This is a genomic window from Streptococcus sp. 10F2 (assembly GCF_054331515.2).
Map to the genome: position 1 here is coordinate 1 of NZ_JBTGGE020000009.1, position 21234 is coordinate 21234.

A 21234-nucleotide genomic window follows, 5' to 3' on the forward strand; every position below is an offset into this window, starting at 1 on the left:
GGAAGAATTGTAACGTATCACTCATCAGCTACATTCAGATAAAGTATCGGCAATAACTTCCATCTAAATCGATACAGCTAGTTTATCTAACCATTCAGATTAACAAGGGAATGTTGCAGCCTCTCAGCTAGTCCAACCAAAAAAGAAATAACCGTCACACTTGTAGGTGGACAGTTATTTCTCAACGAGCTCATGTAAGCGACCTATCTATAGGATTCCAGTTTCATCTATCAGAAGTGGATAATTCCACCCCGATCCATAAAACCTCTGACCCGCAGGCTAGTCATCGCTATTTCTAAGCTTATCTCCTAAAATCATTTCGTTTGACAAAGAGAACGAGTAAGATACAAGAGCCAAGAATAGCTGGGATAAAAGGTACTCCCCAAAGTGTCGGTCCCCAACTACCAAACAGTAGTTGACCAAGCCAAGAACCCAACCAGCCAATTAAAATATTACCGATACATCCCATCCGGTCATCTCGGTTGGTTAGAGCTGTCGCAACCAAACCGGTTAAAAAACCAGTTATGAGTGAAATAATCATAAACACCTCCTAGATAGCCCATTCTCCTTGACGGAAGATTGGAACACGGCTGCCATCTGGTCGAATACCATCAATGTCCATTTGTCCTGAACCAATCATAAAGTCCACATGAACATCGGACTGGTTAAGCCCAGCAGCTTGGCGTTCTTCCACTGTCATCTCAGTTCCCCCCTCAACGCTAAAGGCATAGGCAGATCCAATAGCCAGATGGTTTGAAGCATTCTCATCAAAAAGGGTATTGTAAAAAATAATACCTGATTGAGAAATTGGACTTTGGTGTGGAACCAAGGCCACTTCTCCCAAAGAACGAGCACCACGATTTTCAAATACTAGTTTTTCAAGAGTTTCTTGACCACGACTAGCTTCAACTTTAGTAATCAGACCATCTTGGAAGTGAACCTTGATACCTTCAATAATGGTGCCATTGTAGCTAAGTGGTTTCGTACTGGTTACATAACCATCTGCCCGACGGTAGTCTGGGGCAGAAAAAACTTCTTCCGTTGGCATATTAGCCAAGAAGTAATCTCCAGCTTCGTTCCGGCTACCAGCACTTTCCCAATGATGATTTTCAGGCATCCCTAGAACTAAATCAGTACCCGGAGCTTGGTAATGGAGGGCTGTAAACTGCTCTGCATTTAAAATAGCTGCCTTCGATTCCAATTTTTCTTCATGGTCAATCCAAGCTTGGATAGGGTCCTCTTCGTAAACCCGACATGTTTTAAAAATTTGATCCCAAAGAGCTTCCAAAGCTGCTTCTGGACTCAAATCTGGAAATACTTTCTCAGCCCAAGCCTGACCCGCAGCCGCAGCCACCAACCAAGAAACTTTATTGGACTGAGTTGCTTCCCGCATAGGAGCTAATGCTTGGTTGGCTGCTCGAACAGACAGAGCCATCCGGTCCTCTGGGACTCCCGCCAAACCGTCTGGATCAATTGAGCGAAGAGCCAAGCGACTCACACGATGCTCGATTTGATAGTTCATACGGGCGATGATGTAATCCGGAATCTCTGTCAGGAACTTCTCATCTGCATGAATCAATTCTTCTTTCTGAATCGCTTGATCACTCCACTGAACCACGACATGACCTGCACCTTGAGCATAGGCTTCCGCGACCAGCATGCGTGTAAAGGCTACTTGCTCAACTTCCGCATTGATCAAGAGGATTTGCCCCTCTTGTACATTTAACCCACGTTTCAATAACAAATGCGCATACTTTTTTAAAAGATTTTCAAAATTTTCCATTCTTATTTCCTTTCCACACAGGACCTACAAAGCTGAGTTGAACTCCTCTTTATACCCAAACGCTTATTCTCACTTGCGTCACAAATATCTGATTCCCCTATCTTAAACCGTCTCTTACCCCCAGTTGACTTAGAGGTAACATAACCGAGATCTCTTAAAATAGATCATCAAAGAGGCTCAACTGATTATCTTCGGGCATATTGCCTAAAATACCCATTTCATTCATCTTATCGACTAGGGTAGCAGATAGGCCTCCCCGTTTACGAAGTTCGGTCTTACTGAGGAACTCCCCCTCTTCACGCGCCGTCACCAATTGTTTGGCAACGTTCTCTCCCAAACCTTCCAAGGCAACAAACGGTGGTATAAGTGTATCCCCATCAATTAAAAATTCAGTTGCTTGACTACGGTAGAGGTCCAGCTTGCCAAAGACAAATCCACGTTCCAACATCTCATTGACCAATTCCAGGGTCGTGTAAAGATCATTTTCGACATTAGTAGCCTGATTATTTTTCCGTTTTTCGCGGATATCTTCCATCCGAGCCTTCACAGTCTCTAGCCCACCAGACATAGTTTTTAACTCAAAGGCTTTGGCACGAATAGAGAAGTAGGCACAGTAATAATAGATAGGATGGTGAACCTTAAAGTAGGCTACCCGCAGAGCCATCATTACGTAAGCTGCCGCATGGGCTTTCGGGAACATGTATTTGATTTTCCCACATGACTCAATATACCATTCTGGCACATTGTTTTCCTTCATAGCCTCAATATAACCATTGCGTTCTTCTTCAGAAATCTTCAACCAGAGCCCCTTCCGCACACGCTCCATAATGGTAAAGGCCATCTTGGGTTCCAAGCCCTTGTGCATCAAGTAAACCATGATATCATCTCGACAACCGATAACAGTTGACAAGTCCGCAATCCCTTGACGAATCAAGTCCTGGGCATTTCCCAACCAAACGTCGGTTCCATGGGACAAGCCCGACAATTGTAACAACTCCGCAAAGGTTGTCGGATGGGTTTCATCCACCATTCCCCGGACAAAATTGGTTCCAAACTCTGGAATCCCTAGCATCCCCGTAGACGTACCAATCTGCTCCTCGGTTACACCTAGAATCTCCGTACCAGAAAAGAGAGCCATAACCCCTGGATCATCCGCTGGAATATCCTGTGGATTAATTCCTGATAGATCCTGTAATTTCCGAATCATCGTCGGATCATCGTGTCCTAGAATATCCAACTTCAGGACATTTTCATCAATATCGTGGAAGTTAAAGTGGGTCGTCTGCCACTCCGCTGTCACATCATCCGCCGGATATTGTACTGGTGTGAAATCATAGACATCCATGTAATTCGGAATAACAACAATTCCACCCGGATGCTGCCCTGTTGTCCGCTTGACCCCTGAAGCTCCCATTGCCAACCGCTCAACTTCGGCTTCCGAATACATCTTTTGATAGTCTCGTTCATAACCTTTGACAAAACCAAAAGCCGTTTTATCTGCCACCGTACCAACTGTTCCAGCTCGAAAGGCATATTCCGCACCAAAGATATCACGAACATCTAAGTGAGCACTAGGTTGATCGTCCCCAGAGAAGTTCAAATCAATATCGGGAACCTTATCCCCATCAAAACCTAAAAAGGTTTCAAAGGGAATATCTTGACCGTCCTTTTTCAAAAGATGACCACATTCTGGGCAATCCTTGTTGGGTAAGTCAAATCCCGAACCGACCGAACCATCCGTAATAAATTCACTATACTGACACGCTGGACAATAGTAATGAGGAGATAAAGGATTTACCTCCGTAATTCCTATCATCGTGGCTACAAAGGAAGACCCAACGGAACCACGGGAACCCACCAAATAGCCACGCTCATTAGAACGCTGCACCAACATTTGCGAGCTCAAGTAGATTACGGCAAAGCCATTTCCCAAGATGGATTTAAGTTCTTTTTCAATCCGTAAATCCACAATGTCCGGGAGCGGATTCCCATACATTTCAAAGGCCTTCTCATAAGTCAGGCGGGCAACTTCTTCCTCTGCCCCTTCAATAAAAGGCGTATAAAGGTCATCTTTAACAACCTCCACCGATTCAAATTGACGGCTGAAATTCTGAGTATTGGTCACCACAATCTCGTAAGCCAACTCCTGACCTAAGAAGGCAAAGTCATCCAACATCTCATTGGTCGTTCGAAAATGAGCCTGAGGAAGAGGAGCTGGCTCAGCCTTTTCCCCATAACCAATAGGGCGATTGATCATAGCTCCCTGACCCAAACTACGGACAATGATTTCTCGGTAAATCGCATCTTCTGGCTCCAGGTAATGAACATTTCCTGTCGCTAAAACAGGTTTCCCTGCTAGACGACCAACCTCAATCAATTGCCGAATCAACTCCTGAATTTCTGCTTCACTCTGAACCTGCTCCTGAGCTAGAAGAGGAGCGTAAAGGGCAGGGGGCATAACCTCAATAAAATCATATTGAGCCGCGACTTCTACCGCTTTCTCTAACCCCTTGCTAAGAAGGGTATCAAAAACTTCCCCTTCCTGACAGGCAGACCCCATCAGTAAGCCCTCTCGATAATCTTCCAATACAGATTTCGGAATCCGTGGAACACCCGCAAAATAATGAGTATTCGACAAGGAAACTAATTGAAAAAGATTCTTCAAGCCTACTTGGTTTTGTACGTATAAGGTTGCATGTTTCACCCGCGCCTTCTGATAAGAAGACGGATTGATGACCTGTTTATTCAACTGGTCGAGATTCGTTACACCAAATTTTTCAGCTACATCCTTAATAAAGATAAAGAGCAAGCGTCCTGTTGCTTCCGCATCGTAATTGGCCATGTGATGGTGTTCCAAGGCTACCTGAAAACGCTTGGTCAACGGTCCCAAACCATGTCGCTTGTATTCTGGATAAAGATTTCGAGCAAACTCTAGGGTATCAATCACCGGCTGATTAATCAAGGGTAAGCCATGTTTCTCATAGTTGACATTCATGAAGCCTACGTCAAAGGTCGCATTGTGAGCCACCAAAACCGCATCTCCACAGAATTCTTGAAATTCCCTCAAAACCTGCTCTAGAGGCTTGGACCCTCGTACATGATCATTAGTAATCCCAGTCAAACTCGTTGTAAAGGCCGACAAGGGATGTCCTGGATCAATAAACTCATCGAACTCGGCAATGACGTTCCCCTTGTGCATCTTGGAAGCCGCTACTTGAATTAAATCATTGTAGACAGCCGACAAACCCGTCGTTTCCACATCAAATACCACATATGTCGCATCCGATAGCTCTAGGTTCTGCTCATTGTAAACGATTGGAACCCGATCCTCAACCAGGTTTGCTTCCATACCATAAATCAGACGAATACCCGCTTTTTTAGCCGCCTTATAGCCATGCGGAAAACTCTGCACATTCCCATGATCTGTGATTGCTAAAGCCTCATGACCCCATCGACTAGCTGTTGCTACCAACTCCTCCACCTCAGGTAAAGCGTCCATGGTCGACATATTGGTATGCGCGTGAAACTCTACCCGCTTTTCTCCTTCGGGCATCAAATCTTTCCGAGGATGGTGGCTGATTTCCTTGACTTGTTGAACATTCATCGTCAAAGATTGAGTATATTGATTGATCTCCACATTCCCTCGAACACGTAACCAAGAATTTTTCCGAATCATCTCAAATTTCTTGGCTTCCTCTTCATTTTTTACCCATTTTTGCAAGGCAAAACTAGAAGTATAATCGGTCATCTTAAAAGAAATTAAAATGCGACCGGTGCGCATAACCTTCTGCTCTAAAGCAAAAACATAACCTTCAAACGTCAGACCACGTTCTTCACCTTGAACATCCACCATCGGTGTAATTACGGCCTTATCCAAAGCCACTGTTGACGTCGACCGTTGCCCATAATCTGATACCGGTGCAGGTGTCGGAACTTCCTTAGGAAGAGATTGTTCCAACGAAGCCAACGACTCCTGAGCTGCCAAAAGCGCTTGTGCCCGCTCCTCTTCAAAGAAAGTCCGCTCTACCTCAGATAAGGAATCCTCTACCTGTAGCTGACAGGCCAACTTACCAAGACCAAAGTCCTTTAAAGACTCCTCCAAACATGGGAGATACTTCTTGGTAAAATGATCCATATCCAAATTTGCAGCCCCCTTGAGATAGAGAATTTCCCCATCTAGGACTACTTCTAAAGCCTGAAACAAAGATTTAAACCCTTGACTCGAGCAAGGCCCCTCTTCAAAAGCCTCCCGATAATAAGCCTCCACCAAGTCTTGATCTAAAACTACCTCACGTGCCCGAATCCGAAAACGCGCCTGATTACCGGTTTTAGAAAACTCCTCTGATAATTGCTGCTTGAGAACACGATAAGCCTCAATTGGCAGAATTCCATCAAATACAAAGGTGAACTCCCAAATCCGACTCTTCTCATGTAGGATTACTGAATCTAGCTCTGCACCCTGAAACAAAGAAGAACGTAAAAACTCTCCTGGCAAAGCAATTTGATTCATCAAAAGCTGAAATGTATTTTCCATGCATCCTCCTGTATCCTTCTATTTTAACACAGAGCTAGAACAAGGACAAAAATCCACCGACTGTGACCAAACAAATAGCCTTGCTCGTAAAACATGAGCAAGGCTATTTCGTAAAATTTTGAGAAAGGGATATCTAACTTGCTTCAGAAGGAACACTATCCTTTTTTCCGACGTCCTTTCACGGTCGAAAGAGTCGCTAAAAATCCAACAGTTGCTCCGGCCATTGCCATCGCTGCTCCATCTTTGCTACCTGTATTTGGTAAAGCTTTCTCTACCTTGGCTACCGGAGTTTCTGGTACATTTTTCATAGGTGTTACCGGTGTTACAGGTTCCAATTTAGGCTGATAAATCTGTTTCAATTGCCCATTTCGACCATATGAATAGTAACCAATCCGTGACCAATCCACAATAAAGTCTTCCCCTGGCAAACGAGAAGTATTTTCATCTCCCATCATCCGGTCTGACTGACTAGTCTCATCCCAAATCCAATCTCCTTGCTCTGTCATATACGCCAATACACGCGTTTGACCATCTGCTAGAACTTGGATTAAGAAGCTTGGAGACATAGTAGAATTTTTACCAGCTCCAGCGACTTCACTGCGATTACTCATATAAGAAGTCACCAACAAGAGATCTTGATGACCTTCCACAGGCACAGCATAATAAGAATAAGTAGCCGTACGCCAATCTGCTGGTACAGTAGCTGTCAAGACCACCCCTGAACCATTCAATGGCTTATAACCACTCAATAGACTATCCGATACATAGCCTAACATCAAAACATTGTCTCCTACTGCCTGATTTGCAGCATGAAGAATATGATGATTCGAAGCATGGGTTAAACGTGTTGTCGTAAAGAGATAGTATTTCTCTCCTAATTTCACCACATTTGGACGTTCAAGTTCATCACTAACCATAAGAGAACTGATGAGGGGTGTATAATATTGTGCAATATATGGACGTTTTTCGCTACCAGCTAGACGAACAATCCCAATTGCAGCATTGGAATGTGCTGCTTTTTTATACATCCCTTCATTTTCTAAGAGACTAAACAGACTCTTAACGGTGTAACGAGCATCTCCACCATAGTTATTCCAGTTATAAATCTGGTCCTCTCCTTGGTAGTTCTGCATACCGGTACTTGCCTCAAAGACAAGATAGCGATCCCCTTTTTCATCTTCAATAATATGGGGATCACGCATGGCAATGTTGTCAAATCCACGGTCTCCTTGAGTCCATTGTGCATAACTTTGGTAAAAATAACCATCTCCACCATTCGGAGTCAAAACACGATTATTCGTAACTGATTTAATAACAACATCATTTGACTCAACCGCTAAACGAAGAGTTGCTGTCGCTAACTGTTGATGATTCGATTGATCACTTGTATCCACATGCGTATAATAAAGTTGAATTGTGCCGTCTGAATTGACTGTCGCAGAGCCAGACCATTGTTGAGTTAATGGGCTCAAACTATAGCCAAAAATAGAACCTGCATTTTTCCAATTGGCAAAATTATTATCGCCATATTTATTATATAGCAAGTAAATATGCTGGTCATTCTCATAGGGTAATCCCATCATCGCAATGACCAGTTGATAACCATTCCAATTCACAATATGCCCTGTTTTGGCATCTTGAACTGGCCAAGAATCCCAAACATCTAAATCTGCAACCTGGCCTGTTTGAGCATTACGTGTGGTTGCTGCTGGCATATTTTGGATTTGTGAAGCATTAAAATAAGGGATTGCATATCTAGCATCTCGGTTAACGAGAGAAGTTGCAATATCTTCAAACTCCTTATACGTCACAAGTTTTCCAGAAGTTGCCTGAACATCCTTTCTCATGCGGTTCAAGGCCATTTTCTGAGAATCTGATAATTGAGCCAGATCCAAACCTGCTTCTTTCACAATTGCATAGGCTTCATTTGTCAATCCTAAAGTCGCTGCCTCTTCTTTTGCAGTCATAGACTGACCCAAAGGCTTAACAGGATTTGGTGAAACCGGCTGACTAGCAGCAGAACTACTTGCTGTATCCAATTTAGCAGATTCTTTAAGAGACTCAGCTCTAACCTCAGAATTAGCAGCAGTAGGATTTTCTACAGCAGCTAATTCTGATACAGGATTCGCCACTTCCGTAGCTTCTGTCTTCGCACTTGAATCTGAAACTGGGGGAGTTGCCTCTGCAACTGCTTTCACTTCAGATGCTTCAGTTGTTACAACTGGTTGTTCTGAAACAGGTACTTCTACACCATCTGCGGCCACTACAGAGGAGGATCCTGCAGCGAGCATTCCTACAGTTGCCGCACTTACAACAATCCATTTCTTCTTGGATTTACGCATTTTCTTTTGCATATATCTTCTCCTAAAAAAACCGTATATTCCGCATTATATTTTAATTTTAGGAAACTGTCAATAAAATTTAAGAGAATTTACAGGTTTATTACATGAAAATTGATATTGAAAGTTCTAAAATGAAGTTAGCCACCCCACCCTATTAGAAATTTAAGCACTTTAACTTCTTGATGTCGATTCCTTATTTCATTTGATAGCAGGTTTGGAGCTGTTAGGCTAACTAGCCAAGGCTAATCGTAGCCTTGGTTTAGCCTATAGAACAGCTTCAAAAGTTCCTGTTGTCAAATGAAATAATTTTAAGGTAAAAGAAAACACCTCCGTGCAAGATGAGGCGGGCTTTGGTCGGATTAGCAAACTAGGAGCTTGTTGGAGTCCTAAAGGCTATCGTCCAACTGTCTCAAGCCACCATATCAGAGAATTTCGGTACTGTTATGGTGCAGTAGATGCACATACAGGAGAATCCTTTTTCCTCATAGCTGGTGGCTGTAACACTGCTTGGATGAATGAATTTTTACGACAATTATCAGAAGCTTATCCCAATGAATACATTATTTTAGTCATGGACAATGCAGTTTGGCATAAATCTCAAACACTTGAAATACCTGCGAATATTGAATTTATCTTCATCCCTCCCTATACCCCAGAGATGAATCCCATTGAACAGGTTTGGGGTGAGATCCGCAAGCGTGGATTTAAAAATAAAGCTTTTCAAACATTGGAATCAGTCATCGATAAGCTTCAAGAAGTGATTCAAGGCTTGGGGAAGACTACTCTTAAAAGCATTGTCCATAGAAAATGGCTTTATTCAGATTTTGAAATCAAAGGAGTATTAGAATTCCAGAATTATGGAATATAACTATTATGGATACCTGTGAATCAATTGCGAATGTTATTTGGACTCAAACCTTTCTTTTGTTCTTTACAACAAGTTTTTTAGGTTTAACAGAAAAATGGTGGGGATTTCAAGGGGCTGCTTATTTTGTAGGTTCAATAGTAGGTAGTATAATCAGTATTAAATTTTCTTCAAATATTGCTCAATTAGGTGGTAAAATTATATTTTTTCATCCTTATTAGTTGCGATTTTTACAGGTATATATGCAATAAATACAGTTGGTATTTTAGCTTTAATGATTAATTTTTTTATTGGTATTCCATATCAAATCAGAGATCTAGTTCAACAATCTTTAATACAGGATAATTCCCCAGACTATTCCATTGGTCGTATTTATACCTTACGGCAATTAATTTTGACAATTACCTCATCTAGTTCACTGTTGATTTTTAGTTATTTAAGTAGTCGAATTGGGATACAATTTATTTATTTAATTGCAGCTGTAATTTATTTTTCGATTTCTATTTGGATTTTTTTAATAAAAAAATAATGAAATTTACAATTAGAGAGTAGTAAATAGATGTTTTTAGAGCTTTGTAAATTACATAGTTATTAAAAATCTAAAATTTTGAGCAAGGAGAACATAAGTAGATGATAGACAAAGTCTCTAGACGGCTGTATTCTAGAGGCTTTTTCTTATATAAAGTAGTATAATAGAAATAAGGAAAACGTTTGGAACGAAGGGAGTTATGTTTAGCCAAGTTGGCTCAGAATCTAGTCGTAGTCAAATAGGTTTTTATTGCTTAGAGTGTCTAGTTCCTGAAAATTACATACTTTGCCAAAGTGAATCCACTATCGATGTCTCACTTATCTATGATATAGTTCAAGCCTTGGTCACTCCTTGTTAGATTCCGTTATATTGATGTATTGTTTTCTTTGATAATATGGATTTTAATTTTTAGGTGCTTATCTTTAGTAAGGAACGTATTTATAGTTGTTTTTTGGGGAGGTGCATAATATGATTTTAAAAAAAGCAATCACAATCTTTATCATGCTATTTTTTATTTTATTTGTTGGAATTCTTCGACATTTATTACAAGTAAGAAATGAAATAATTGTTCTTTCTTCTATGATTTTCGGGCTCCTAATTATATTCTTTTCAAAAATATATCACCAATTACGCTGATTTTATTTAATTTTTAAGTTTAGAAATGATATTTAGAGTATACGTCTCATTTGAAATTCATACCGTTGATTTCAAATCTATTGATGAAATTAAATCTATTCAAGATTGCTATGGATTGGAAAAAATCATGTAGATGAGTAATAGTATTCTCTATTTAAAATCTGTTAAAAATAAAGCTAGGGGGATGGTATTGGTATGGATTTGAAGGCGATTATATTTGATATGGATGGTGTGATTGTGGATACTGAATATTATGATTTTCAGTTACAAAAAAACTTTATAGAGAAAAGTAATCCTGATATCAGAATTGAAGATGCTGAATTACTTCAAATAGTCGGAACATCGTATGATCGTTTGTATGGACTACTACAAAAATTTATTGGAAAGCAGTTTACGTTAGAGGAAATCGAAAAGGAGTATCTGGCTTTTAGCACGGAACATTATAAGAACTTAGATTATCAAAAATTATTTCGTAAAGATATAAAGCTTATTATCCAGTTTGCCAAAGCAAATAATATTAAGTTAGCTGTAGCTTCTTCATCAATGTATCAACATATTAGAGAAGTTTTAGAAAACTGTACTATTTTTCAAATTTTTGATGTTATTGAAAGTGGAGAAAATTTTAAGGAGAGTAAGCCCAATCCGGAAATTTATTATTCTGTTTTGGAGAAGCTTTCATTATCTGCTGAAAATTGTATTGCTATTGAAGATTCGTATTCTGGCATAGAAGCTTCTACAACTGCCGGGATTCCTACAATCGGTTATTACGATTCCAGACTACCACGTTTTAATGCAAAAGCTAATTGGAGAGTGGAAAATATGAGACAGGTATACGATATTATTACTAATTTATAAACAATTTGGTGATGCGTCAAGGATTGGATTTTGTATAATGCAAAATCAAATTTTTTTGAAAGGTAGAAATGAATATCTTCGTCACAACGAGAAAAAGGCATCCTTGAATTATAAAGTTTTGAGTCAAACGGACACACGGCGGACAAAAGGCACGTAGACACCAAAAAAAGCCTACAAAATAGGCTTTTTCGTCTGTATTCATCTGCCCCCTGCAGGCTGAATTTTTTTGTAATAATTTTGAAATAATACTTAAGAATATTGATTTAAAGCGATTTTTAGATAGCAGAAAAATGAGTTAAATGAGTATTTTTGAGGGATTTTGGCGGACAAAAAATGGACAAGAAACTTTGTTAGATAATAGTGAGTGCTTATTTTTAAGTTTTCATGAATGCTTTGATTTTAGATTTATCAATTAAAACAAATATATATTTAATTAAGCGAATAACTTAATAATAAAACTTTACAAATAATACTAAATTTGATATGCTTTACATTGTAAGCGGTAACATTTTTAGTTTTATCTCGAAGTGAAAACATTTATATAACAATGATTATATATAGTTTTGAATGGGGGTGGAGATGATGTACTGTGAATAATTGGGATGATGAAGTAGTTTTAAATATTGTGGTTAGGTGTGAAGAATAAACGTAATAGTAAAAATTCTTGAAGGGTGATTGTGGGGATAATAGTAAAAAATAGTAAGCTAGATAAATTATTTTTAGAGTTTTTAGCAGGACAACTTTTAATTGTTCTTACAGGAATACTCTTAGATATGGTTTTAATACTCTTTGTCTATCAAATGAGTCAATCATTGTTTGAAACTAGTGTGATCTTAATTGTTGGGTCAGTTGCAAGGGTCTTAGGGAGTATTTTACTTTCGAATATTATTGATAAAATATCAGCAAAATGGGTTATGATAGGAACATTGATATTAAAAATTCTTATTATTTGCTTATTAGCTGTATTTTATGGAAATATATATGTTGTATTTCTGATAAAGTTTCTATTGAGTTTTTTAGATAGTGCTATTTCACCAGCTCAAGGTGTATTATTAGCAGAGATTACTGATGATGATAGAATTCGTTTGAATAGTATTTTTTATACAGTAATTCAGATATTTCAAACTGCTACATGGACACTCGGTATACCTATTGTTTTAATACTAAAACCATTTATGACATTTTGTTTAATTCTCATGATGCTATTCTTGTCAATGATATTGACGAAGAGTATCGATATAGTAGATAAAATTCAATCTAGTTCTCTTTCTTATATTGAGAGGTTGAAACAAGGATGGGAAGATTTATTTAGAATTCCAGAATTATGGAATATAACTATTATGGATACCTGTGAATCAATTGCGAATGTTATTTGGACTCAAACCTTTCTTTTGTTCTTTACAACAAGTTTTTTAGGTTTAACAGAAAAATGGTGGGGATTTCAAGGGGCTGCTTATTTTGTAGGTTCAATAGTAGGTGGTATAATCAGTATTAAATTTTCTTCAAATATTGCTAGATTAGGTGGTAAAATTATATTTTTTTCATCTTTGTTAGTTGCTATTTTGACAGGTATATATGCAATAAATACAATTAGTATTTTAGCTTTGATGATTAATTTTTTTATTGGTATTCCATATCAGATCAGAGATTTAGTTCAACAATCTTTAATACAGGACAATTCCCCAGACTATTCTATTGGGCGTATTTATACTTTACGGCAATTAATTTTGACAATTACCTCATCTAGCTCATTATTGATTTTTAGTTATTTAAGTAGTCGAATTGGGATACAATTAATTTATTTAATTGCAGCTGTAATTTATTTTTCGATTTCTATTTGGATTTTTTTTAATAAAAAAATAATGAAATTTACAATTAAGGAGTAATTCGTATGGAATTTAATGAACAAATTATTTTTGAAGAACTTGAGGAAGTTGTAATGTCTTATGTAGCAAACTGTCATCATAGTATTGCATATTACGTAGAGGATTAATATTTAGAATCGGTACTCAAGTAAGATTGAGTACCGATTTTTCGCAATTATGAGGAGATTTGAAGTGTATTTAAAAAGTAGTGTGCAAATTTTACCGTATTATGGAAAAGTATTAGTCTGGGATAGAGTTGTAGACAAAAAGGTGGTTATGATAAGGTATTAGAATTTTTGTTAATAACGATGGACTACAAGCATTCAGTAACGGATTTTGTAGTTTTTTTATTATTTACAACACCGTTAAGACCGTCAGAGGTTTTGGCTCTCAAATGGGATGATATTGACTTTGAGAGTCAGGAGATCCATAGTCATTGTCGTTGGTCGTCTCATAAGCATACAATTGTTCCACCAAAGAATGACTATATGTACCGTAAGGCAAATCGGAAGAATCCTGCTGAAAGGAAAGTTCCTATGTCACTTCAAGTGAAGGGAGTCCTACAAAAATTGGAATTTGATCAAAAGCGATTGTTGCGACTCTATGATATGGAGAATGAACAGGATTTTGTTTTCTACCAGTTTAAAAAGAATAGTAAGCATCCAGTACCTGATGAGTCTACTGTCAATAAGCGATTGAAAACAATATTGAGGGATTTGAACATTCACCCTATCATTACAGCTTATGGTGCAAGGCATACTTATGGCTCAGTTAAGATTCAGGAAGGAGTTCCTATCGAGGTTTTGGCTCGTTGGTTTGGTCATAAGGATACGGCTACCTTGCGTGAGGTCTATTTACATCTGATGAGGGAGACAGAAGATGAGTGGTCACAACGAGAAAAAGGCATTCTCGAATCATAAAGTTTTGAGTCAAACGGACATACGGCGGACAAAAGGCATGTAGACACCAAAAAAGCCTATAGAATAGGCTTTTTCGTCTGTATTCATCTGCCCCCTGCAGGGATCGAACCTGCGACCCACGGATTAAGAGTCCGCTGCTCTGCCAGCTGAGCTAAGGAGGCAAAAAAATAGCTGTATTGGTGCCGAAAATTCATGATTTGTATTGAACCCGCGCAAATAAGCAGGTGGGTGACATGCTCTAACTGAAGCTGCTTCCGTGTGGAACGGCCTGCACGCGGTTAGATGTCTTTGTCTCCCGGATGATACAAAAAATAGTCGGTCAACACTTAAGTATGAATTCGCACACCACAGCGTATCTTTATATCTATAATACCACTTTTTTTAAAAATGACAAGCGAAAAAGATAAAAAAATGAAAACGCTTATCTAATAAATCTGTCTTTAAAGATGTACCGTGTTCATCCTCTTTTTACTAGATTTTACAGGGGATTCCTCGTTAATTGTGAAAAGAACTGTGGGTAGGACTGTTAGGGCGTTTAGGTTTGCCTCTGGTGGTCGATCCAGTCTTTCCGGGCAGCTAGGGCTTGTTCATAACGACCCGTTTGGTTGGGCTGATAGTAGGAGCGGTTGTGAAGTTGGGGTGGTAGGTAGGGCTGGTCGACCCATTTTTCTGGGTAGTCGTGAGGGTAGAGGTAAGTTTGTTTGGTTGTGTTTGTACGGACGCCGCTGCGGAGGTGGTCAGGGATGGGGAGTGAACCCAGCTTTTCAAGATCTGTTAATGCTTGGTTCATGGCCATATAGGCTGAGTTGGATTTGGGGGAGAGGGCTAAGTCGATGATGACGTTAGCAAGAAGGATACGGGCTTCGGGGAGACCGATGCGTGTAGCTGCTTCAAGAGCGGTGACAGTATGCAGTTGAGCCTGTGGATTTGCTAGTCCAATATCTTCATAAGCAATGACCGTGAGGCGGCGGGCTAAACTATCTAGATCACCGCCTTTAATTAGGCGAGCTCCGTAGTGTAGGCTGGCATCAACATCGCTACCACGAATGGATTTTTGAAGGGCGGAGAGGAGGTCATAATGGGCATCACCGTCTTTGTCTAGTGTTAGATGGCTACTTTGGAGACATTCTTGGAGGATTTCCAAGTCCAGTTGAACTTGTCCATTATCATCTTTGGGGGTGGAGAGGGCAGCTAGTTCAAGGGTGTTGTAGGCGGCACGAAGGTCGCCATTACTGGCTTGGCTAAGGAAGGTGAGGGCCTCAGAGGTGAGGTGGACGGGAAAGTCGAAGCCGCGCTTAGAATCCTTGATAGCTGCTTGAATACCGACCTTCATTTCATCTGTGGTGAGGGGTTTGAGTTCGAAGATTTGTAGACGAGAACGGATAGCGGGGTTGATGGAGTAGTAGGGATTTTCTGTTGTGGCTCCGATAATCGTGAGTTGACCGCTTTCGAGTAAGGGAAGAAAGAAATCTTGCTTGTCCTTATTGAGACGATGGATTTCATCAAGTAGGAGAACGAGGCTACCAGAAAATCGAGCTTCTTCAGCGATCTCTTTCATGCGTTGTTTGGTGTCGGTTGTGGCATTGAAGGTTCGAAAAACTTGACCAGTGCTTCCAGCGAGAGCGCTGGCAATGCTTGTTTTTCCGATTCCTGGTGGGCCATAGAGGATCATGGAGAAGAGTTTGCCCGCATCGACCATGCGGCGTAGAACTTTACCGGGACCGACCAAGTGTGCTTGTCCAACGATCTGCTCCAGATTTTGGGGTCGCATCCTTAGGGCTAGATTTTGGTGCATCCGTTTCTTCCTCCTTCAATCTTGTGGTAGAATAATAAGAACTATTATAGCACATGAAAGGAGGTCCACCCTATGGCCAAATATGGATTTATCGAGGTATTAGAGCAGGAGATGGACAAAATTTTTCCATTTGATTACGAGATTCAGTGGGATAAGAAAAACCATGCTGTCCAACTATCTTTCTTGTTAGAGATTGCCAATCAGGAACAAGTGGCTTTATTGGACGAGGAGGATCAGGTTTTTGCAGAGGAATTGTTGTTGGAGGAGGCGATTTTATTTGTGAATCCTGCCAAGTCTCGATATGAGGAGGGGGATTATTTGACGGTTATTCCCTATGAGCCCAAGGTTGGGTTTTCCCGCGAGTTCCTAGCCTACTTTGTGCAATTTTTGTCAGATTTAGCCCAAGATGGCTTGGACGCTATTTTTGATTTTTTACAAGATGAAGAAGCAGAGGACTTTGAATTGGAGTGGAATCACGTAGCATTTGACCGTGGTTTGGAGGAAATAGAAGAGGGAAGCACCTATCCCTATCCGCGTTATTAGGAGGAAAAAAAGATGTGGCAAGAATTAGCGGTCGTGGTGAATCGTGAGGGCGAAGAATGGATGAGCGACCTATTGATTGGGTTCGGCGCTCAAGGGGTGGCGATTGAGGATAGCCAAGAGTTTCAGCGACCAGAAGATGGTTTTGGCGAACTGTTGCCCCAGGTGGCTTTGTTACCGACAATTACGATTCGGGCCTATTATCCAGAGCAGGTCGATTTAGGAGTTTTGAAGCAGGAACTAGCAGCTGCGATTCAAGCAGCTGAGGTTTCCTTTGATAAGTCTGGTATTCAGATTGCATCGCAGACACTTGAAGAAGAGGACTGGGCAGAGAATTGGAAGAAGTACTATGAGCCTGCTCGAATCAGTCAGCAATTGACGATTCTACCATCTTGGACTGAAGATTATGAAGCGAGCCCAGGAGAAAAACTTTTACGGTTGGACCCAGGAATGGCGTTTGGAACAGGAACGCATCCAACAACTAAATTGAGTTTGTATGCGTTGGAGCAAGTTCTCCGTGGCGGGGAGCGGGTCTTGGATGTCGGAACGGGAAGTGGAGTCTTGTCGATTGCGGCAGTTCAGCTAGGAGCAGAGCGGGTGTTTGCTTATGATTTGGATGAAGTTGCAGTTAAGGTGGCGCAAGAGAACATTGATTTAAATCCAGGTTCTGAGCGGATTCAGGTGGCAGCAGGAAACCTCTTGGTGGGGGTTGAGGAGCGAGCTCAGGTTATTGTTGCGAATATTTTAGCCGATATCTTGGTCTTATTAACGGAGGATGCTTACCGTTTGTTGGAAGATGAGGGGTATCTCATTATGAGCGGTATTATCGCAGATAAGTGGCAGCTTGTTCGAGATGCAGCAGAAGCAGCTGGTTTTTACCTAGAACGCCAAATGATTGAAGGAGAATGGAATGCGGCTGTCTTTAAGAAGACCCAAAATCCAGAAGGTGTTATTGGAGGCTAGCATGCAACAATATTTTGTTCAAGATTCAGTTTCAAATCCCTATCAAGTAACAAATAAGGAGCTGCTCAAACATTTATTCTCTGTTCTTCGGTTTCAAGAAGGAGAACGTTTGATCCTGGTCTTTCATGACGGGGAAAAATGGCAAGCTCGGTTGACGAACAAAGAAGCTGCTCTGTTTGATCTAGAGGAGCGTGTGGTGTCAAATCAAGAATTGCCGGTTCAAGTAACACTAGCTTGTGCTTATCCCAAGGGGGATAAGCTCGACTTAGTGGCTCAAAAAGCAACTGAGCTAGGTGTCCATCAAATCTGGGGCTTCCCTGGTCAATGGTCGGTTGTCAAATGGGATGCGAAAAAACGAACCAAGCGGCAAGATAAACTGCGAAAAATTGTTTTAGGGGCAGCGGAGCAAAGCAAGAGAGACTTACTTCCTCAGGTGGAGCTGTTGGCTGACCAGGCGGAACTTTTGCAACGAATGGACCAATTTGACCATGTCTTGGTGGCTTATGAAGAAGAAGCTAAGGCCGGTGAAAAGAGTCGCTTAGCACAGGTACTGAGTCAGTTGACAGAAGGTCAGAAAATACTGATACTTGTTGGTCCAGAGGGAGGTATTAGTCCTCAAGAGGTTACCTCCTACCAAGAACATGATGCCCAGTTGGTTGGTTTAGGTCCTCGGATTCTTCGAGCAGAAACAGCTCCCCTTTATCTATTGAGTGCTATTAGCTATCAGTTGGAACTTTCTTCCCACAAAAATGTGTAGAGAAGAGGGGCTTGTTGCTTCCTTGATAAGAGGTTGGGACTTTGAACCAGCCTCTTTTTTTGGTGTGAGTGTCGGAATCCCTGAAAGAGTATGGTATAATGAGAATATTGATAAAATTGGGGGAGTTGTCTCTTTGAACTGTCCTGATTGAATAGAACAAGTGAATGGAAAAGGAAAGTAGGAGCGAGAAGATGCGGACTTTGTTAATAGGGAATACATCTTATGTAACGGAGAGCTTTATTCAAGAGAGTTTCCCTCAGGGATCGGTCTTCATTTTTGGAGAATCCCAGCTAGAAGGGGGACAAGATAAGAATTTGACAGTGGTCAAACCAGGGCAGAGTCCCTTTAGTTTGACGGAGATTGTGGAGGCCTATGACTTTCAACAAGTGGTCTTTTTCTCTGACCACCTAACTTATAAAAATCCAAGTGCACAGTCCCTCGCTTCCTTACGGGAATTATTGGAATCCTTGGCGGCTGGTAAGGTTTCGGTTATGAAGTTCTTGTATCTAACAGGGCCCAAAGTTGAATCGAGCCTTCCGGGATTGATGGATTTGGAAACCGAATTGTTAGAATCTTGGCGAGGGCAGCCGTATAAAATCTTGCAACTGCCTTACCTCTTTTCAAATTGGAATCAGGAACCTTATTTTGCGAAGGTTTTAGGACAAGCACAGGTTCATGGTCGTTTAGAATTTACGGAACGGGAAGATCAAGTTGCTCCTTTCACAACCTTGGAGTCTCTTGCTTCACTCGTTTATCGGATTCTTGATAGTTGGGATGGTCAATTTGAGACCTTGTCTTGGTTCCCAAACTCGCAAGCAACTTTTGGAGATTTGGCAGACTTTTTATTGAAAGAAGAAAGTTTGGCTGGATTAGAGCGTCATTTCCGAGGTCAAGATCAAGAGTTCTATTCAGAGACAGTAGGCCCTCGTCTAACCGAGCGTTACCAGTGGTCTGAGCCAGCTAGTCTTTTAGACTTGCTTCCCTTAGTTGGTGAAGTTAGAGTGGAAGAGAAGGTTTGGCAACCACTGGATCAAGCCACGTCTCCTTGGGTGGACTATGCAGTCCTCTTCTTTGGAGCTCTGTTGGCTCAGGGTCTACAACTTTTAGTGACTCAGGAATTCTTCGCCATGTCTCTTTCTTTCCCCCTTTTGTACTTGGTAGTCGTAGCTCAAGCGCGGGGAATTAAAAAGGGCTTCCTAGCTTTAGGCTTGGTTCTTGTCCTACAGCTGGCATTCGCTCAAGGACAGGCAGTACCTCTGTTAACCTCAGCTGGTTTTTGGATTCAGGTTTTGGCCTATGTTTTAGCTACCTCTCTTGCGGGTTATTTACAAATGCAAAGTTTGGATCGGCAGGCGACTCTGCGGTCCGAACAAGCAGCACTTAAAGCTGAGCATCAAGCTTTGCAGGAAAATTACCGTCATGTGTTAGAAGATCGGCAATCTTTGCGCTATCAAATCTTGAGCGAGCGCGGTGGTTTTGGTTATTTTGCAACCCTTTTTAACCGTTTAGCCCAAGCACCAGGAGATACGATTTTTGCGGAAGCCTTGAGTCAATTGGATACAAAAATTCAAGCGCAGAAGTTGGGGATTTACCGATTTGATCAAGGATTGGTGACAGCCCACTTGGTGGTTGGCAAGTCTGAGGGGATGCCTGATAAGATTGATCTATCTGCTCTTCCACGGGTGGCGACACGTATTCAAGAAGGTTCTTCTTGGGTTAATGTGGATCTTTTGGCGGGATACCCGGCCTATGCTGTCAGCATTAAACGTTCAGGACAGGTGGCCTATCTGCTCTGGATTGAGGGAGTGGATTTCCAACACATGAATTTACAGGAGTCTCAACAAATTGAGTTCTTTGTCCAATTGTTGAGTTTCTTCTTGGAAAGAGAAGATGCACGAAAACGCTTGGGACAGCTGAAAGAGGAGGGCTAGTCTATGGAATGGACCTTTATGGGCCTGGTTTTGGTTCTTCATTTGGTCTGGGCTAGTTACCTGACCAGACAATGTAAGCGGGGAGTGTTTCATTTTCCTGGTTACTATCTGCTTTTTGCTTTCCTATTGCCGATTTTTGGTCCCTTGCTTCTTTCCATTATCCATCTTAGTCAGCAAATTGAGTTAGATCCAAAATTGGTTGAGGAACCCGTTGAATGGGATGTGATGGAGCAAACCAAGGGCTTGGATTTGGATCCGCATCAAAGCATGGTTCTACCTTTGGAGACAGCTCTTCTATTGGAAGACGGTCAGGTGGCTCGAAGCTTGTTGTTAGATTTACCGTTAAGCAAGGCAAAAGAGAACTTGGAATTGCTTTTCATGGCACGGAAACACCGAGATCCGGAGATTGTTCACTATGCGGCTAGTGTGATTGCGAGTTTGCAAGAGGACTATGAGCGGGATATTCGAAATCTGCGGAAGTCTTATGAAGAAGCGCCGCATGAACCTGCTCGGCTCAAAACCTATCAGCAGGTTCTGGAAGCTTACTTGGCAACAGATTTGTTGGAAGGACAGGCTCGGCGTGCGTATTTGATACAGGCTTGCCGTTTGGCTAGTGCACAAGAAGAGCAGTCGAACAGTTTTAAAGGAAGTTTGCGCTTAGCGCAGATTAACCTGGATCTAAAAGATTATGAAGCAGTCCAAGAGAGCCTCTATGGTCTCCTGTCGACTTGGTCGGACAAGGAAGAGGTCTGGATGTTGCTACTTCGTTATTATTATGAATTACATGATGCATGGAATTTTCGGAAGGCCTTGGCGTCTGCCCGAGAAGAAGGCATCTACATTACCCACGAGAATGAAGCGAATTTACGATTCTGGGAACAAGGTCTGGAAGGCAATCTCTAAGGTCTTCAAGGCGAGT

Annotated in this window: 14 protein-coding genes, 1 tRNA gene, 1 other RNA gene and 1 pseudogene; 10 read left to right on the forward strand and 7 right to left on the reverse strand. The window is 41.1% G+C overall.

Features of this window, described 5'->3' with window-relative positions; all coding sequences use genetic code 11:
- Nucleotides 1–301: 301 nt before the first annotated feature.
- From ACXM1Q_RS03210 to ACXM1Q_RS03225, 4 genes are all read right to left on the reverse strand, one after another.
- Complete coding sequence (locus ACXM1Q_RS03210; RefSeq protein WP_135038043.1) at nt 302–541, reverse strand: GlsB/YeaQ/YmgE family stress response membrane protein; 240 nt, start codon at nt 539–541, stop codon at nt 302–304.
- 9 nt (nt 542–550) lie between these two features.
- Entirely contained in the window at nt 551–1789 is a 1239-nt protein-coding gene (locus ACXM1Q_RS03215; RefSeq protein ID WP_458516189.1) for an aminopeptidase, read from the reverse strand.
- A gap of 148 nt (nt 1790–1937) precedes the next feature.
- Nucleotides 1938–6317, reverse strand: a complete 4380-nt coding sequence (locus ACXM1Q_RS03220) for a PolC-type DNA polymerase III (RefSeq protein ID WP_458516127.1) — start codon at nt 6315–6317, stop codon at nt 1938–1940.
- Between the two features lie 155 nt (nt 6318–6472).
- Entirely contained in the window at nt 6473–8671 is a 2199-nt protein-coding gene (locus ACXM1Q_RS03225) for a glycoside hydrolase family 68 protein (protein WP_458516129.1), read from the reverse strand.
- Between the two features lie 322 nt (nt 8672–8993).
- Between ACXM1Q_RS03225 and ACXM1Q_RS03230 the strand changes: the two are divergent.
- The 5 genes and pseudogenes from ACXM1Q_RS03230 to ACXM1Q_RS03250 form a co-directional block, all read left to right on the forward strand.
- Nucleotides 8994–9527, forward strand: a pseudogene (locus tag ACXM1Q_RS03230) (IS630 family transposase); the annotation flags it as partial.
- A gap of 5 nt (nt 9528–9532) precedes the next feature.
- A complete protein-coding gene (locus ACXM1Q_RS03235; RefSeq protein ID WP_458516131.1) occupies nt 9533–9745 on the forward strand; it encodes a hypothetical protein in 213 nt (70 codons plus the stop codon).
- A 1139-nt stretch (nt 9746–10884) separates the two neighbouring features.
- Nucleotides 10885–11544, forward strand: coding sequence for an HAD family hydrolase (locus ACXM1Q_RS03240; RefSeq protein WP_458516133.1), 660 nt, complete (start codon nt 10885–10887; stop codon nt 11542–11544).
- Nucleotides 11545–12221: 677 nt separating this feature from the next.
- Complete coding sequence (locus ACXM1Q_RS03245) at nt 12222–13430, forward strand: MFS transporter (RefSeq protein ID WP_458516135.1); 1209 nt, start codon at nt 12222–12224, stop codon at nt 13428–13430.
- 275 nt (nt 13431–13705) lie between these two features.
- Nucleotides 13706–14329 (forward strand): site-specific integrase, encoded by a 624-nt coding sequence (locus tag ACXM1Q_RS03250; RefSeq protein WP_458516137.1) that lies wholly within the window; start codon nt 13706–13708, stop codon nt 14327–14329.
- A gap of 88 nt (nt 14330–14417) precedes the next feature.
- On the opposite strand, the gene ACXM1Q_RS03255 is transcribed toward ACXM1Q_RS03250, so the two are convergent.
- The 3 genes from ACXM1Q_RS03255 to ACXM1Q_RS03265 form a co-directional block, all read right to left on the reverse strand.
- A tRNA-Lys gene (locus tag ACXM1Q_RS03255) sits at nt 14418–14490 on the reverse strand.
- A gap of 3 nt (nt 14491–14493) precedes the next feature.
- A non-coding RNA gene (gene ssrS / locus ACXM1Q_RS03260) (6S RNA) lies at nt 14494–14686 on the reverse strand.
- A gap of 178 nt (nt 14687–14864) precedes the next feature.
- The gene (locus tag ACXM1Q_RS03265) at nt 14865–16124 is read right to left on the reverse strand and encodes a replication-associated recombination protein A (protein WP_458516139.1); all 1260 of its coding nucleotides are present in this window, start codon (nt 16122–16124) and stop codon (nt 14865–14867) included.
- Between the two features lie 72 nt (nt 16125–16196).
- On the opposite strand from ACXM1Q_RS03265, the gene ACXM1Q_RS03270 reads away from it, so the two are divergent.
- From ACXM1Q_RS03270 to ACXM1Q_RS03290, 5 genes are all read left to right on the forward strand, one after another.
- The gene (locus ACXM1Q_RS03270; RefSeq protein WP_458516141.1) at nt 16197–16667 is read left to right on the forward strand and encodes a DUF3013 family protein; all 471 of its coding nucleotides are present in this window, start codon (nt 16197–16199) and stop codon (nt 16665–16667) included.
- A gap of 60 nt (nt 16668–16727) precedes the next feature.
- Nucleotides 16728–17627, forward strand: a complete 900-nt coding sequence (gene prmA, locus ACXM1Q_RS03275) for a 50S ribosomal protein L11 methyltransferase (RefSeq protein WP_458516191.1) — start codon at nt 16728–16730, stop codon at nt 17625–17627.
- A gap of 1 nt (nt 17628) precedes the next feature.
- A complete protein-coding gene (locus ACXM1Q_RS03280; protein ID WP_458516143.1) occupies nt 17629–18384 on the forward strand; it encodes a 16S rRNA (uracil(1498)-N(3))-methyltransferase in 756 nt (251 codons plus the stop codon).
- 191 nt (nt 18385–18575) lie between these two features.
- A complete protein-coding gene (locus ACXM1Q_RS03285) occupies nt 18576–20315 on the forward strand; it encodes a hypothetical protein (protein WP_458516145.1) in 1740 nt (579 codons plus the stop codon).
- 3 nt (nt 20316–20318) lie between these two features.
- Entirely contained in the window at nt 20319–21218 is a 900-nt protein-coding gene (locus tag ACXM1Q_RS03290; protein WP_458516147.1) for a hypothetical protein, read from the forward strand.
- Nucleotides 21219–21234 lie beyond the last annotated feature (16 nt).

Excerpts from the sequence above, each read along its gene's own strand:
- ACXM1Q_RS03210 (WP_135038043.1), bottom strand. The coding sequence starts at position 541 with ATGATTATTTCACTCATAACTGGTTTTTTAACCGGTTTGGTTGCGACA.
- ACXM1Q_RS03220 (WP_458516127.1), bottom strand. The coding sequence starts at position 6,317 with ATGGAAAATACATTTCAGCTTTTGATGAATCAAATTGCTTTGCCAGGA.
- ACXM1Q_RS03225 (WP_458516129.1), bottom strand. The coding sequence starts at position 8,671 with ATGCAAAAGAAAATGCGTAAATCCAAGAAGAAATGGATTGTTGTAAGT.
- ACXM1Q_RS03235 (WP_458516131.1), top strand. The coding sequence starts at position 9,533 with ATGGATACCTGTGAATCAATTGCGAATGTTATTTGGACTCAAACCTTT.
- ACXM1Q_RS03240 (WP_458516133.1), top strand. The coding sequence starts at position 10,885 with ATGGATTTGAAGGCGATTATATTTGATATGGATGGTGTGATTGTGGAT.
- ACXM1Q_RS03265 (WP_458516139.1), bottom strand. The coding sequence starts at position 16,124 with ATGCACCAAAATCTAGCCCTAAGGATGCGACCCCAAAATCTGGAGCAG.
- ACXM1Q_RS03270 (WP_458516141.1), top strand. The coding sequence starts at position 16,197 with ATGGCCAAATATGGATTTATCGAGGTATTAGAGCAGGAGATGGACAAA.
- prmA (WP_458516191.1), top strand. The coding sequence starts at position 16,728 with ATGAGCGACCTATTGATTGGGTTCGGCGCTCAAGGGGTGGCGATTGAG.
- ACXM1Q_RS03280 (WP_458516143.1), top strand. The coding sequence starts at position 17,629 with ATGCAACAATATTTTGTTCAAGATTCAGTTTCAAATCCCTATCAAGTA.
- ACXM1Q_RS03285 (WP_458516145.1), top strand. The coding sequence starts at position 18,576 with ATGCGGACTTTGTTAATAGGGAATACATCTTATGTAACGGAGAGCTTT.
- ACXM1Q_RS03290 (WP_458516147.1), top strand. The coding sequence starts at position 20,319 with ATGGAATGGACCTTTATGGGCCTGGTTTTGGTTCTTCATTTGGTCTGG.